The organism is Sphingomonas sp. PL-96 (assembly GCF_020707215.1).
Taxonomy (GTDB): Bacteria; Pseudomonadota; Alphaproteobacteria; order Sphingomonadales; family Sphingomonadaceae; genus Sphingomonas.
Window position 1 is genome coordinate 871777 of the sequence record NZ_JAJFET010000001.1, and the last position, 14746, is coordinate 886522.

General features: G+C 67.0%; 12 protein-coding genes. 6 read left to right on the forward strand and 6 right to left on the reverse strand.

The genetic code is table 11. The annotated features are described in order from the left end of the window. Positions 1-59: 59 nt before the first annotated feature. The 6 genes from LK533_RS04090 to LK533_RS04115 form a co-directional block, all read right to left on the reverse strand. Complete coding sequence (locus LK533_RS04090) at positions 60-1145, reverse strand: hypothetical protein (RefSeq protein ID WP_229361481.1); 1086 nt, start codon at positions 1143-1145, stop codon at positions 60-62. A 314-nt stretch (positions 1146-1459) separates the two neighbouring features. Next, the gene (locus LK533_RS04095) at positions 1460-1996 is read right to left on the reverse strand and encodes a CHAP domain-containing protein (protein ID WP_229361482.1); all 537 of its coding nucleotides are present in this window, start codon (positions 1994-1996) and stop codon (positions 1460-1462) included. 65 nt (positions 1997-2061) lie between these two features. Beyond that, the gene (locus tag LK533_RS04100; protein ID WP_229361483.1) at positions 2062-2718 is read right to left on the reverse strand and encodes a DUF6975 family protein; all 657 of its coding nucleotides are present in this window, start codon (positions 2716-2718) and stop codon (positions 2062-2064) included. A gap of 152 nt (positions 2719-2870) precedes the next feature. Continuing rightward, positions 2871-4892 (reverse strand): RNA polymerase sigma factor RpoD, encoded by a 2022-nt coding sequence (rpoD, locus tag LK533_RS04105; protein ID WP_229361484.1) that lies wholly within the window; start codon positions 4890-4892, stop codon positions 2871-2873. 41 nt (positions 4893-4933) lie between these two features. Further along, a complete protein-coding gene (dnaG, locus tag LK533_RS04110; protein ID WP_229361485.1) occupies positions 4934-6829 on the reverse strand; it encodes a DNA primase in 1896 nt (631 codons plus the stop codon). A 49-nt stretch (positions 6830-6878) separates the two neighbouring features. After that, entirely contained in the window at positions 6879-7334 is a 456-nt protein-coding gene (locus tag LK533_RS04115; RefSeq protein WP_229361486.1) for a GatB/YqeY domain-containing protein, read from the reverse strand. A gap of 141 nt (positions 7335-7475) precedes the next feature. Here LK533_RS04115 and carA point away from each other — a divergent pair, with 141 nt between their 5' ends. The 6 genes from carA (at position 7476) to LK533_RS04145 (ending at position 14744) form a co-directional block, all read left to right on the forward strand. Next, positions 7476-8672, forward strand: coding sequence for a glutamine-hydrolyzing carbamoyl-phosphate synthase small subunit (gene carA, locus LK533_RS04120; protein WP_229361487.1), 1197 nt, complete (start codon positions 7476-7478; stop codon positions 8670-8672). Beyond that, positions 8669-8956 carry a hypothetical protein gene (locus LK533_RS04125; RefSeq protein WP_229361488.1) on the forward strand — a complete coding sequence of 96 codons (288 nt, stop codon included), beginning with the start codon at positions 8669-8671 and terminating at the stop codon, positions 8954-8956. The genes carA and LK533_RS04125 overlap by 4 nt, the downstream gene beginning before the upstream one ends. After that, on the forward strand, positions 8956-12288 hold the full coding sequence (gene carB, locus LK533_RS04130; RefSeq protein WP_229361489.1) for a carbamoyl-phosphate synthase large subunit: 3333 nt from the start codon (positions 8956-8958) through the stop codon (positions 12286-12288). Before LK533_RS04125 ends, carB begins: the two co-directional genes overlap by 1 nt. A gap of 81 nt (positions 12289-12369) precedes the next feature. Next, positions 12370-12846, forward strand: a complete 477-nt coding sequence (greA, locus tag LK533_RS04135; RefSeq protein ID WP_229361490.1) for a transcription elongation factor GreA — start codon at positions 12370-12372, stop codon at positions 12844-12846. Positions 12847-12918: 72 nt separating this feature from the next. After that, complete coding sequence (locus LK533_RS04140) at positions 12919-13881, forward strand: glutathione S-transferase family protein (RefSeq protein ID WP_229361491.1); 963 nt, start codon at positions 12919-12921, stop codon at positions 13879-13881. Beyond that, positions 13878-14744 carry a pirin family protein gene (locus LK533_RS04145; RefSeq protein WP_229361492.1) on the forward strand — a complete coding sequence of 289 codons (867 nt, stop codon included), beginning with the start codon at positions 13878-13880 and terminating at the stop codon, positions 14742-14744. Before LK533_RS04140 ends, LK533_RS04145 begins: the two co-directional genes overlap by 4 nt. The last annotated feature ends 2 nt before the right edge of the window (positions 14745-14746 follow it).

The window sequence follows — 14746 nt, forward strand, 5'->3', positions numbered from 1 at the left end:
GCAGTTATTCCACCCGCGCAACACCGGCCGCACCTCGCCTCGGCGCGGCGGCGGACGCGTCAGTCGCGCCGTCGCAGCAGCTGCCAGTGAAGGCCAGAGGGGCCCTTGGCCCAGTGTGTCGCCACCGGGACGTAAGTGCGGCCACAGGCGTGCACGGCGCCTGCGAACTGCTCGGCGCCATGCCGGTCGGCCAGCAGGAACGGGGCCGCGGGGCAGGGGGCAATCTGCGCCACCAGGGGATAGTGGCGGTATGCAGCCGCGGCGTCGAGCACGGCGCTTTCGCGATGGTGTTCCGCCATCACGGTCGTGCCCGTCGGCGCGAGGGCCGCCAGGATGGTGATGACAGCACCCGGATCGCCCCGCTGGTTCTCGATCAGCAGGCGGTCGGTCCAGAGCATCGCGGCTGCCAGGACGGGTAATGTCATCGCCATGGCTGTGCGGCGGAGCCCGCCTCGCGACCCGACCTGCGCCAGCCACTCGGCCAGCCACAGCAGCACCGCGACGCTTGCGACGAGATAGTAGCGCGGCATCATGCTGTTCGGCAGCGCCAGCAAGGCCAGCACGAGCGGGAAAGCGAAGGCGCTCCACAGGGCGAGGTCGCGCAGTCGGCTGCGGGGCGCGAGCAGCAGGGCCAGCGGCACGATCAGGGCGGGCAGGAGGGGCAGCCCTAGGGTGTAGCGGAGCAGTTCCGCCAGTGCGGTGCGCCAACCGGACCAGCTGTGCGGCTCGAGCCCACCGACCGCAAACCCATAGGGGCTGCTGTACGCGGCGAGCCACATCAGCCCGGCCATCGCAGCGATCGTGAGGAGGGCAGGGCCGAACAGCCGCGCCATCTCACGCAGGGCGGTCAGCGCCCCGGCGCGGCGCCACCGCTCGATCGCCGCCCAGCCCAGCAGCGCGGCAAGGCCGAACAGGATCGTGGCCTGGGCCAGAAATCCCAACCCGAGAGCCATCGCGAGGCTTGGCGTACGCGGTGGTTGATCCGGCGCGGCCAGCCACCGATCGACCAGCAGGATCGCTGCGGTGAAGGCGAGCAGCATCGGCGCATAGCCCCGTGCTTCCGACCCATAGCAGACTAGGGCTGGCGACAGGGCGAAAAGCCCCGCCGCGATCACCGCTGCGGCGCCAGCCGATTGCGGCAGCAACGGGAATGGTCAGCGTGCCCGACGCAATGGCCAGCGCACGCTGGGCAAGCGGCGGCGCATCGAACCCCACCCATTGCATCCACAGCGTGTTGAGATGGTGGTTATTGTCGTGGTTGACCAGCCAGAACACGCCGAGCGGCGTGCGGGCGTCACGCGCGAAGACGGCCGACCAAGCCTCATCCAGCCACAGCGCCCCGGTGCCGGCCGCGGTCCGCAGCGCCAGCCCCATGGCGGTCGCCGCGAGGATTGCCGCGACGGCCCATCGATTCGCCCGTCCCCATGCTCCCCAGGCGTTGGCACGCTAGCGGGCAGGGTCAGCGCGCATAGGCGTCGATCAGCGATGCTACATAGTCGGGGTGATCGCCGCTCAGTTCCGCCACCGGCTTATCGCCATAGATGAAGCCGTGCGCCGGATAGATGCTGCCGCCCAGGCCATCGCTGTCGCGGTACCAGACCTTGACCTGCGTCCAGTCGTTGTCGGGCGAGACGTCGAACAGGGTGACATCCTGCTCGACATGCCCGCGCACGCCGTCGATCCGCGACCAGTTCGCATGCGTCACCATCAGCACGCGTTTGTCGACGATGCGGCTCACCACCGCGACATGGCCGAGCCGCAACCGCTGCGACTTCGCCATCGCGAGCACTGCGCCGACTTTGGGCACATGGCCGCGCTGGTACTTGCCCCGGGCTTGGTCCCACCAGGTCCAGGCATCGCCATAGATCTGCACGCCCGATGCGCTGCGCGCAAAGGGCACGCACTCGCCATTATAGTCGAGCAACGTACGGGCGCCGGCGGGGAGCGCGGCGAAAGCGGTGACGCACAGTGCGCCTCGGAGCAGAGAAGCGAACATGGCCGCCGTGGTAACCGGGCTTTCTAACCTGACGGTTAACGCACGCGCAGCAAAATGCGGGGCGATCAGCCCGCCCGTGCCTCCGACCGTGCTTCCAGAAGGTCCCAGAGCCCGCGGTGCTGGGCCAGCAGCTGCTCGATCCCGAACAGCATCGCGCGCTCGACCGCGCGGCTGGCCGCAAGCGTGGTCACCAGTTCGGCAGTCGCTGCAAGGTTTGGCAGCATCAGGGGCGGCGGTGCGAGCTCCAGCCGCTCCGCGGAAGCATCGAGGGCGGTGCGGACGGCCGGCCAGTCACACACCAGCGCGATCGCGGCGCCCAGCGCGCAGCCGCGGCGTTCCGACTCGGACAGCATGTCGATCGCGTGCCGTTGGGCGGCGATGGCAGCCTCGGTGGCGGCTTGCCCCGGTGTGCTCGGTACCGCGCCGGCTGCGGCAGAAAGCGCAACCAGATAGCTGCGCTCCTGCGCAAAGCAGGCAGCAGCCTCGGTCAGCCAGCCTTGTGCAGCGTCGAAATCGCTGTGCTCGCCGGCATGCTCGATCACCCCCGGCATCCGGCCGTGCAGGATCGCCAGATAATGCGCCGCGTCCGCCACGTCGCGCCGATCGCAGTTCTTGTTCGCAAGCGCCGTCAGCTGCGGCCGTGTGGCGCTGCCGTCTCGCTCCGCAAGCGAACGCACGGCGGACCATGCGTCCGGTGCCGCTGCGCTGATCACCCCACCCACGGATCGACCTCCTCCGTCGCGTCCTTGCCCCGCGTCCGTCATGCCAGACGATGGTAAGCGAAGCTTTAACGGCGTTGCACGACAAGCCCGGTCGCACTGGTTCGGAACGGAAGAGGCCCCGAAGCATGCTGCGCTTCGAGGCCTCTTGAAGGTTACTGGTCGAGGAAGCTGCGCATCTTCCGGCTTCGGCTCGGATGCTTCAGCTTGCGAAGCGCCTTTGCCTCAATCTGGCGGATGCGCTCACGCGTCACCGAGAACTGCTGGCCGACTTCTTCCAGCGTGTGGTCGGTGTTCATGCCGATGCCGAAGCGCATGCGCAGCACGCGCTCCTCACGCGGGGTGAGGCTGGCGAGGACACGGGTGACCGTTTCCTTCAGGTTCGCCTGGATCGCCGCGTCCACCGGGATGATCGCGTTCTTGTCCTCGATGAAGTCGCCCAGATGGCTGTCTTCCTCGTCGCCGATCGGCGTTTCGAGGGAGATCGGCTCCTTGGCGATCTTCATCACCTTGCGCACCTTCTCCAGCGGCATGGAAAGGCGCTCCGCCATTTCCTCCGGAGTCGGCTCGCGGCCCTGCTCGTGCAGGAACTGGCGGCTGGTGCGCACCAGCTTGTTGATTGTCTCGATCATGTGGACCGGGATACGGATCGTCCGCGCCTGGTCCGCGATCGAACGGGTGATCGCCTGCCGGATCCACCAGGTCGCATAGGTCGAGAACTTGTAGCCGCGGCGATACTCGAACTTGTCCACCGCCTTCATCAGGCCGATGTTGCCCTCCTGGATGAGATCCAGGAACTGCAGGCCGCGGTTGGTGTACTTCTTCGCGATCGAGATCACGAGGCGCAGGTTCGCCTCAACCATCTCCTTCTTGGCGATGCGCGCCTCGCGCTCCGCCTTCTGCACCATGTTCACGATGCGCCGGAACTCGCTCAGCGCCATGCCGGTCTGCTGCGAAATTTCGGCGACCTCGCTGCGGATGCGGTCGACCGCAACCGCCTCGTTCTCGGCGAATGCCTTCCACTTCTTGTCGAGGCTGGCGACCGAGGTCAGCCACTGCTCGTCCATCTCATGGTCGACATACTGCTCCAGGAACGACTTGCGCGGCACCTTGTGGCGCTCGGCAAGCCGCAGCATCTGGCCGCCGAGCGTCGTCAGCCGCCGGTTGAAGGCATAAAGCTGGTCGACGAGATACTCGATCTTCGCCTGGTGGAACTGGACGCTCTCGACTTCGGCGGTCAGGTCCTCGCGCAGCTTCTGGTACGTCGCCTCGTCGGCGGCCGTCAGCTCCCCGCCCGAACCCATCGCGTCCAGGCGGCGCGCCTGCATGCGCGAGAACTGCTCGTAGATCGCGGTGATGTTGGCGAACTTCTCCAGCGCCTGCGGCTTGAGCGTCTCCTCCATCTGCGCGAGGCTGAGGGTGTTGTCCTCTTCCTCCTCGTCGGAGTTGCGCGGGCCACGGCGCTCGCCGTCCTCGTCCTCGGACGCTTCTTCCGGCTCTTCCTCTTCCTTGAAGGAGGGGCCGGTGTTCTTCTCGCTGATCTCGTCGCCTTCGTCGTCCTCGGCGGCTTCGACCTGCTCGGCAGACGGACCCTTGGACAGCATCGCGTCGAGATCCAGGATCTCGCGCAGCTGCATCGTGCCCTCGTTCAGCGCCTCGGACCAGCCGATGATCGCGTTGAAGGTGATGGGGCTTTCGCACAGCCCCAGGATCATCGTGTCGCGGCCGGCCTCGATGCGCTTGGCGATCGCGATCTCGCCCTCGCGGCTGAGCAGCTCCACGGCGCCCATCTCGCGAAGATACATGCGGACGGGATCGTCGGTACGATCAACCGTTTCCTTCTTCTTGACCGCTTCGAACGCGGGCGCGGAATCGTCCTGCGTTTCCGAACTGTCGTCGGAATCGTCCTCGGCCGGCTGCTCGGCTTCGCCTTCCTCGCCAGCTTCCTCGTTCTCGACGACGTTCACGCCCATTTCGTTGAGCGCGGCCATGATGTCCTCGATCTGCTCCGAGGACATCTGGTCCTGCGGCAGCATCTCGTTGAGCTGGTCGACCGTGATGTAGCCGCGCTTCTTTGCGCGCGCGACGAGCTTCTTGATCGACCCCTCGTTCAGATCGATCAGCGGCGCGTCGCCCGTCTCCATCGTGTCGTCGCCGCCACCGTTCGCCTTCGCCATCAATTGCCCTCGAAAAACCCGGACTGAAATCCGGCCTGATTCTAATCGTCTTCGTCTGCCAGCACCAGATTTGCAAGACGCGCCTTCAGCGCCTCGCGTTCCTGGACCAGCGCCACCTGACGCTCGAATGCGGTCTCATCGAGCCCGGCCTGCAACGCAGCGGTCGCCTCTGCCAATGCCGCGTCCACTGCGGGACGCGTCACCAGGACGGCGATCGCCTCGTCCAGGTCCGCCATCGCCCGCGCCTCATCGTCCCCATCCTTGCGGGTGAACGAAAAAGGCAGGGTGTCCGCCCTTAGCAGGTCGCTTGCGATGTCGTTGAAACCAGACCGGGCCAATATGGTACGGATGCCGCCGCTATCAAGTTGCCGGTCGGCAAGTGCCGCGTCGACCACGACTTCGAACAACTGGCCAAGCGGCCCGTCGGCTAGTCGCAGCGACCCCAGCACTTCCAGATGGCGCGTGATCTGCCCCGGATGGCGGATCAGGCCGGCAACCACCGCTCTGGCCAGGAAGGGATCGATGCCCTGCGCGATCTGGCGCGCCGTGTCGGAGGGCGGGGGCTCGGGCGGACGCCAGCCGCCGCGCTGTCCCGCCCGGTTGCCACCGCGCTGCTGACCGCCATTGCCCCGCTGCCACGAACCGCCGCCGCCGCCCTGCCACTGCCGCGTTCGTTCAGGCGGCGCGAACTCCTGGTCGCAACGGTTGCGGAACTCCGACAGATATTCGTCGCGCACCATCGGATCGCCGATGGTACGAGCAAGCTCGCTCAGCCGCCGCTTCAGTCCCGCGCGGTTCTCCGGCGTCGTGAGCGGTTCTGCGGTAAGTTCCTGCTTCCACAGCCGCTCGACCAGCGGTTCCGGCTCGCGCAGCAGTGCCTCGAACGCCGCCGGCCCCTTTGCGCGCACCAGGTCGTCCGGATCCTGCCCCTGCGGCAGCGTCACAAACGAGAGGCTTCGCCCGGGCCCCAGCAGCGGCAGCGCGCGGTGCGCGGCGCGGATCGCCGCCTTCTGTCCCGCGGAATCGCCGTCGAAGCACAGGATCGGCACGTCGGACATCCGCCACAGCCGCTCCAGCTGCGCCTCGGTCATCGCGGTGCCGAGCGGCGCCACTGCTTCTCCGAACCCCGCCTGGGCGAGCGCGATCACGTCCATATAGCCCTCGACCGCGATCACCCGTCCCGCCTTGCGGGCGGCGGCCTGCGCGCGATCGAGGTTGAAGAGCGTACGCCCCTTGTCGAACAGCGGCGTCTCGGGAGAATTGAGGTACTTGGGTTCGCCGTCTCCGATCACGCGCCCGCCGAATGCGATCACCCGGCCGCGCGCGTCCCGGATCGGGATCATCAGCCGCCCGCGGAACCGGTCGTAGGGGGCCTTGCCCTCGACCTGGATCAGCAGCCCGGCCTCGACCAGCATCGGGTCGCCGTAGCTGCCGAGCGCTTCCTTCAGCTTGCCCCGCGAGTCGGGCGAAAAGCCGATGCCAAAGCTGCGCGCCGTGGTCGCAGAGATCCCGCGCCGCTCCAGCACCGCCCGCGCCTCTGCACCCGCCAGTCCGTGCAGCTGCTCGGTGAACCAGCGCGACGCCTCGTCCATCGCATCATGCAGGCCCTTGGCGCGCTCGGCCCGCTGGGCGGAGCGCTTGTCTTGCGCCGGCACTTCAAGGCCAACGGCTTGCGCCAGTTCCTTCACGGCGTCGATGAAGGGCAGGCCGCGCTGGTCGGTCATCCAGCGAATGGCGTCGCCATGCGCTGAACAGCCGAAGCAGTGGTAGAAGCCCTTTTCGTCGTTGACGTAGAAGCTGGGCGTCTTCTCGTCATGGAATGGGCAGCAGGCGCGCCATTCCCGCCCCGCGCGCTGGAGCTTCACCGTCTTGCCGATCACCGCCGACAACAGGGTGCGGGTGCGAAGCTCGTCGAGGAATTGGGGAGAAAGGCTCATGGGTACGCGCCGCCGGCGCCCCCGCCGCCAGGCAGGGACGCTCTAGGGCTCAGCCTGCCAGCGCCGCCTTCACCGCGCCCGACGCCTTGCTCATGTCGAGCGTGCTGGGGTGGCGCGCCTTCAGCTCGGCCATGACGCGGCCCATGTCCTTCATGGACGTCGCGCCCAGCTCGACCTTGATCGCCTCGATCGCCGCGGCGGTTTCGGCTTCGCTCATCTGCGCGGGGAGAAAGCGTTCGATCACCGCGACTTCGGCCGCCTCGTTTGCGGCGAGTTCGGGACGGTTGCCCTGCTCGTACATGGCGATCGATTCGCGGCGCTGCTTCACCATCTTCTGCAGCACCTCGACCACCAGCGCGTCGTCGTCGGCGGGGGCGCCGCCGGTGCGCACCTCGATGTCGCGGTTCTTGATCGCGGACTGGATCAGGCGGATCGTGGCCGTGGTCTGCTTGTCGCCGCCCTTCATGGCGGAAACCAGCGCAGCCTTGATGGTGTCGCGAATCATCGGTTCTCTCGGTTCGTCGGAAAGCCGGGGAGGGTAGCCGGAACTCGCCTTCTTTAACAGATTGACGCGAGCGCCAGTGGGCCTTAGCCGGCAGCGCTTAGCGACATCGCCAGCACAACCTTTTTCAGGAGGATCGCCCTAGTGGCCGACGCCAAACCCATGCCCGCGCCCGAAGGAGCCACCGGCGTACTCGTTCTGGCGTCCGGAGACGTGTTGTGGGGCCGCGGCTTCGGTGCCGAGGGCGCTGCCGTCGGTGAAGTCTGCTTCCACACCGCGATGACCGGGTACCAGGAAATCATGACCGATCCGTCCTTTGCCGGACAGATCATCACCTTCACCTTCCCGCACATCGGCAACGTCGGCGCTAACCCCGACGATATCGAGGCGAACGATCCCCACGCGCTCGGCATGATCGTGCGCGAGGATCCGACCGCGCCCAGCAACTTCCGCTCGTCCGAGGCGCTGATCGCCTGGATGCGCAAGCACGGCCGCATCGGCCTGGCCGGCATCGACACGCGCGCGCTCACCCGCCGCATCCGTGTCGGCGGCGCCCCCAACGGCGTCATCGCCCATTCGCCCACCGGCGAGTTCGACATCGACGCGCTGCTCGAAAAGGCGCGCGGCTGGCCGGGGCTGGAGGGCATGGACCTCGCCAAGGACGTGAGCTGCGAGACGCACTACGGCTGGCAGGGCGGCATTTGGCGCCTGGGCGCCGGCTACGACACCAGCGAGAACCCGGCCGACGAAGCCCAGGCTCGCGCCGCGCAGGCCAGCGCCGCGCCGCACGTCGTCGCGATCGACTATGGTTCGAAGCGCAACATCTTCCGCAACCTGGTCCAGGCCGGCGCGCGCGTGTCTGTGCTGCCCGCCACCGCCACCTATGAAGAGGTGATGGCGCAGAACCCGGACGGCATCTTCCTGTCGAACGGCCCGGGCGATCCGGCCGCGACCGGCGAATATGCCGTGCCGGTGATCCGCCAGCTGCTCGACACCGGCAAGCCGCTGTTCGGCATCTGCCTCGGCCACCAGCTGCTCGGCCTTGCGGTGGGTGCCACCACGACCAAGATGTTCCAGGGCCACCGCGGCGCGAACCATCCGGTCAAGCGACTGGAAGACGGCGCGGTCGAGATCACCTCGATGAACCACGGCTTCGCCGTCGAGCGCGACAGCCTCCCCGCCAACGTCCGCGAGACCCACGTCTCGCTGTTCGACGGCAGCAATGCCGGGCTGGAACTCACCGACAAGCCCGCATTCAGCGTCCAGTACCACCCCGAAGCCAGCCCCGGCCCGCAGGACAGTTTTTATCTGTTCGAGCGGTTTGTGGGGATGTTGCGGTGACATCCGTCGCTGCCCTCCTACTCCTGCATGTTGCGGTCTCGTCCGCGCCTCAAACAGGTCAGGCAGCGCTGTCGCAGAAGCAGTTGGACGGCATGACTGATGCGTGTCGTGCGCCGCGTGGCTGGCTGAGGCACAAGGGAGGAGACGAAATCCGCTTCCTTCCTGATCCGGATGCCGAATACGACAAAGTAGATTGCGTGCTGAAGCAGCTCCGCGAGAGCCGCATCCCGATGAAGCTCGGCTTCATCGGGAATGAAGCGCCGCCCGAGACAGAGAAGAAATAATGCCAAAACGCACCGACATCTCCTCCATCCTCGTCATCGGCGCGGGGCCGATCGTCATCGGCCAGGCCTGTGAGTTCGACTATTCGGGCGTGCAGGCGATCAAGGCGCTGAAGGAAGAGGGCTTCCGCATCGTCCTGGTCAATTCGAACCCGGCGACGATCATGACCGATCCGGAACTGGCCGACGCGACCTATGTCGAGCCGATCACCCCGGCTGTGGTCGCCAAGATCATCGAGAAGGAGCGCCCCGATGCGGTGCTCCCGACGATGGGCGGGCAGACCGCGCTCAACACCGCGCTCGCGCTGTTCCGCGACGGCACGCTCGACAAGTTCGGCGTCAAGATGATCGGTGCCGACGCCGACGCGATCGACAAGGCCGAGGACCGGCTGAAGTTCCGCGACGCGATGGACAAGATCGGCCTTGAAAGCGCGCGCTCGGCGATCGCGCATACCGAGGCGGAGGCGCTGGAGGGCCTGGAGAAGGTCGGCCTGCCCGCGATCATCCGCCCGAGCTTTACGCTTGGCGGAACCGGCGGCGGCGTCGCGTACAACAAGGACGAGTTCCTCAAGATCGTCCGCGCCGGCCTCGACGCGTCGCCCACCACCGAGGTGCTGATCGAGGAGTCGCTGCTCGGCTGGAAGGAATATGAGATGGAGGTGATCCGCGACCGTGCGGACAACTGCATCATCGTCTGCTCGATCGAGAACATCGACCCGATGGGCGTCCACACCGGCGACTCCATCACCGTCGCGCCGGCGCTGACGCTGACCGACAAGGAGTACCAGATCATGCGCAATGCATCGATCGCGGTTCTCCGGGAAATCGGCGTCGAAACAGGCGGTTCCAACGTCCAGTTCGCAGTCAATCCGAAGGACGGTCGCCTGATCGTCATCGAGATGAACCCGCGCGTCTCGCGCTCCTCGGCGCTCGCGTCCAAGGCAACCGGCTTCCCGATCGCTAAGGTCGCGGCCAAGCTCGCGGTCGGCTACACGCTGGACGAGATCACCAACGACATCACCGGCGCGACCCCGGCGTCGTTCGAGCCGACCATTGATTACGTGGTCACCAAGATCCCGCGCTTCGCCTTCGAGAAGTTCAAGGGTTCGGAGGCCGTGCTCTCCACCGCGATGAAGTCGGTGGGCGAGGTGATGGCGATCGGCCGCAACATCCACGAGAGCCTGCAGAAGGCGCTCCGCGGCCTCGAAACCGGGCTGTGCGGCTTCAACGAGGTCGACCGGCTGGTCGGTGCCCGCCGCGACCTGATCGAGGCGGCGCTCGCGGTTGCCACCCCGGACCGGCTGCTGGTCGCGGCGCAGGCGCTGCGCGAAGGCTTCACCGTCGCCGAAGTCCACGCCATCGCCAAGTACGATCCCTGGTTCCTGGAGCGGATCGCCGAGATCGTCGCTGCCGAGGACGAGGTGAAGCGCGACGGCCTGCCGATCGACGCGGTCGGCATGCGCCGCCTGAAGGCCATGGGCTTCTCCGACAAGCGGCTTGCCAAGCTCGCGCTCGACTCCGTGCACCTGCGCGGCATGCAGCGCGGCATCGCGCAAGGGTCGGGCCTGATCCACGAGGTGGTGAAGGCGATGTCCGGCGGCGTCACCGAGGCGGAGGTGCGCGATCACCGCCTGAAGCTCGGCGTCCGCCCGGTCTTCAAGCGCATCGACACCTGCGCCGCCGAGTTCGAGGCCAAGACGCCCTACATGTACTCGACCTATGAGGCGCCGACCTTCGGCGACCCAGAGGACGAGAGCCTGCCGTCGGAGCGCACCAAGGTCGTGATCCTGGGCGGCGGTCCTAACCGCATCGGCCAGGGCATCGAGTTCGACTATTGCTGCTGCCACGCCTGCTTCGCGCTGTCGGACGCGGGCTATGAGACGATCATGGTCAACTGCAACCCGGAGACGGTGAGCACCGACTATGACACCTCGGACCGCCTCTATTTCGAGCCGCTGACGGCCGAGGACGTGCTGGAGATCCTGCACGTCGAGCAGCAGAAGGGTACCTTGCTGGGCGTCATCGTCCAGTTCGGCGGCCAGACCCCGCTCAACCTCGCCAAGGCGCTGGAGGACGCGGGCATCCCGATCCTGGGCACCAGCCCGGACGCGATCGACCTTGCCGAGGATCGCGAGCGTTTCGCCGCGATGGTGACCAAGCTCGGCCTGCTCCAGCCGGCCAACGGCATCGCCCGCAGCCGTGACGAGGCGGTCGCGGTGGCGGAGCGGATCGGCTACCCCGTGCTGATGCGCCCCAGCTATGTGCTGGGCGGCCGCGCGATGGAGATCGTCGACAGCCAGCGCCAGCTCGACGACTATATCCAGACGGCCGTGCAGGTCTCCGGCGATAGCCCCGTGCTGATCGACCAGTATCTGCGCGATGCGATCGAGGTGGACGTCGATGCGATCAGCGACGGCGTCGACGTGACGGTCGCGGGCGTGCTGCAGCACATCGAGGAAGCCGGCGTCCATTCCGGCGACAGCGCCTGCTCGATCCCGCCCTACAGCCTGTCCGACGAGTTGATCGCCGAGATCGAGCGCCAGACGGTGGCGCTTGCCAAGGCGCTGTCGGTCAAGGGCCTCATGAACATCCAGTTTGCGGTCAAGGACGGGCAGGTCTACCTCATCGAGGTGAACCCGCGCGCCTCGCGCACCGTGCCCTTTGTCGCCAAGGCGATCGGCGTGCCCGTCGCCAAGATCGCCAGCCGGGTGATGGCAGGCGAGATGCTGGCCGATCTGCCGCCGATCGATCGCAACATCGACCATGTCGCGGTGAAGGAAGCCGTGTTCCCCTGGGGCCGCTTCCCGGGTGTCGATCCGGTGCTCAGCCCGGAGATGAAGTCCACCGGCGAAGTCATGGGAATCGACGGCGATTTCGCCACCGCCTTTGCCAAGTCGCAGCTCGGTGCCGGCGTCACCCTGCCGACCGGCGGCACGGTGTTCGTGTCGGTCAAGGACAGCGACAAGACGGTGATCCTGCCGGGCGTGCGGCTGCTGGTGGAGATGGGGTTCACCATCGTCGCCACTGCCGGCACCGCGGATTATCTGGCGGGCGAGGGCGTGCCGGTCGAGCGGGTGAACAAGGTCGCCCAGGGCCGGCCGCACATCGTCGACCGCATCCTGGACGGCGATATCGCGCTGATCTTCAACACGACGGAAGGGTGGCAGTCGCTGCGGGACTCCGAGTCCATCCGTGCTTCTGCGGTCGCGCAAAAGGTGCCGTCCTTCACCACCGCATCGGCCGGCGTGGCGACGGCACGGGCCATCGAGGCGCTGTCGCGGCGCTCCCTTGAAGTGCGGCCGCTACAGGCCTATTATTCGCAGCCGCACAACTGATCCCCAGAACAATGACAGACGCGTGCGGGCGGACCATCCGGGTCCGCTCGCGGCAGGGGATGTGAACGAAGGACCGCAACGATGGCGACCGTCGACAAGATGCCGATGCTCCAGGAGGGCTATGAAAAGCTCATCCAGGACCTGAAGCGTCTCAAAGAAGAACGGCCGCAGATCGTGGATGCGATCGAGGAAGCGCGGGCGCACGGCGATCTTTCGGAAAACGCCGAATACCACGCTGCCAAGGAGCGCCAGGGCCAGGTCGAGGCGTCGATCGCGGACATCGAGGACAAGCTCAGCCGCGCGCAGGTGATCGACCCGCGTGACCTGTCGGGCGACAAGATCGTGTTCGGCGCCACCGTCACGCTGCTCGACGATGACGACAAGCCGGTGAAGTACCAGATCGTCGGCCAGACCGAGGCCGATGCCAAGACCGGCCGCATCTCGTACAACTCGCCGCTCGGCCGTGCGCTGATCGGCCGGAAGGTCGAGGACGAGATCGAAGTGTCGGTGCCGGCCGGCGACCGTTATTATGTCGTGTCGAAGATCGAGTTCATCTGATCCGGATGCCGGCGCGCGGAAACGCTCGCCGGCGCGTGCGTTCCCCGGCGGCACCGCCAGGAAGGAAAACGCATGGGATTGCTGGTCGACGGGATCTGGCACGACCGCTGGTATGACACCGGCAAGACGGGCGGGCGGTTCGAACGCTCCAAGAGCCAGTTCCGCAACTGGGTGACGCCCGACGGCGCGCCCGGTCCGACCGGTGACGGCGGCTTTGCGGCAGAGCCGGGCCGCTATCACCTCTATGTCAGCCTCGCCTGTCCCTGGGCGCACCGGACGCTGATCGCGCGCCGGTTGAAGGGGCTGGAGGAACTGGTCCCGATCTCCACCGTCCACTGGCTGATGCAGGAGAACGGGTGGACCTTTGCCGCCGGTCCCTGCGCCACCGGCGATCCGATCCACGGCGCCGACTATCTCCACCAGGTCTATACCGCAGCTGACCCCGGCTATAGCGGCCGGGTGACCGTGCCGGTGCTGTGGGACAAGCAGCGCGGCACCATCGTCAGCAACGAGTCCGCCGACATCCTGCGCATGTTCGGCAGCGCGTTCGATGGCGTAGGCGCGTGCGAGGGCGACTTTTATCCGGAGCCGCTGCGTGCGGAGATCGATGCGCTCAACGAGCGCATCTACCATGACGTCAACAACGGCGTGTACCGCGCCGGCTTTGCGACCACGCAGGAAGCCTATGAGGAAGCCGTCGTGCCGCTGTTCGCAGCGCTCGACGAGCTGGAAACGCGCCTCGGGCAGGGGCGCTATCTGTTCGGCGACACGCTGACCGAGGCCGACATTCGCCTGTTCACGACCCTGATCCGCTTCGATCCCGTGTATCATGGCCACTTCAAGTGCAACCTGCGCCGGATCGCCGATTATCCCGCGCTCTCCCGCTTCGTGCGCGACGTCTACCACTTGCCGGGCGTGGCCGAGACGACCAACTTCGACCACATCAAGCGGCACTATTACCAGAGCCACGCCACCATCAACCCGACCGGCATCGTCCCCGTCGGACCGGACATGACCCTGGAGCTCGGCGCATGACCGACCGCAGCCTGGTCGCCGCGCACGCTGCACAGCGCGACGACATCGCCGACCTCGTCACCCGTCGTCCGCTGCCCGGACCGGGGCTGCCGCAGATCGATCCGTTCCTGTTCCTTAACCACCATGGCCCGCAGACCTATCCGCCCGGCAACCACGGGCTGCCGTTCGGCCCGCACCCGCATCGTGGGTTTGAAACGGTGACCTTCATCCTGGAGGGGAGCCTCGCCCACCACGACACCGGCGGTCACGCCTATGTGGTGGATGCAGGCGGCGTGCAGTGGATGACGGCCGGCTCGGGTCTCATCCACGCCGAACTCTCCCCGCCCGAGTTCAAGCGCGATGGCGGCCCGATGGAGATCCTGCAGCTGTGGGTGAACCTGCCGTCGCGCCTGAAGATGACGGCGCCGCGCTACACCGGTGTCCAGGCGGATGCGATCGCGGTGCTGCCGCTGAACGGGGGCAGCGAGTTGCGCCTGATTTCCGGCAGCTTCGCCGATGCGCAGGGACCCGTCGAGTCGCTGACCGGCGTCTTTATGTCCGTCGTGGCGCTCACGCCCGGCGCCGAAGTCCGACTGCCGGCACCCGCCGCCCGCAGCGTCTTCCTCTACGCGGTTCGAGGTGACGTCACGATCGCGGGCAAGCCGCTCCCGCAATGGCACTTGGCCGAGATCGCTCATGACGGCGACACGCTCGCGCTCGCCAGCGACTCCGGCGCGCTGCTTCTGTTCGGCCATGCCGATCCGATCGCCGAGCCGGTGGTCGCCCACGGGCCTTTCGTGATGACCACCCGCGAAGAGATCGTGCAGGCGATCCAAGACTATCAGGCCGGTGGCTTCGGCGATCCCGCCGGCCTACGCCTCTAGGG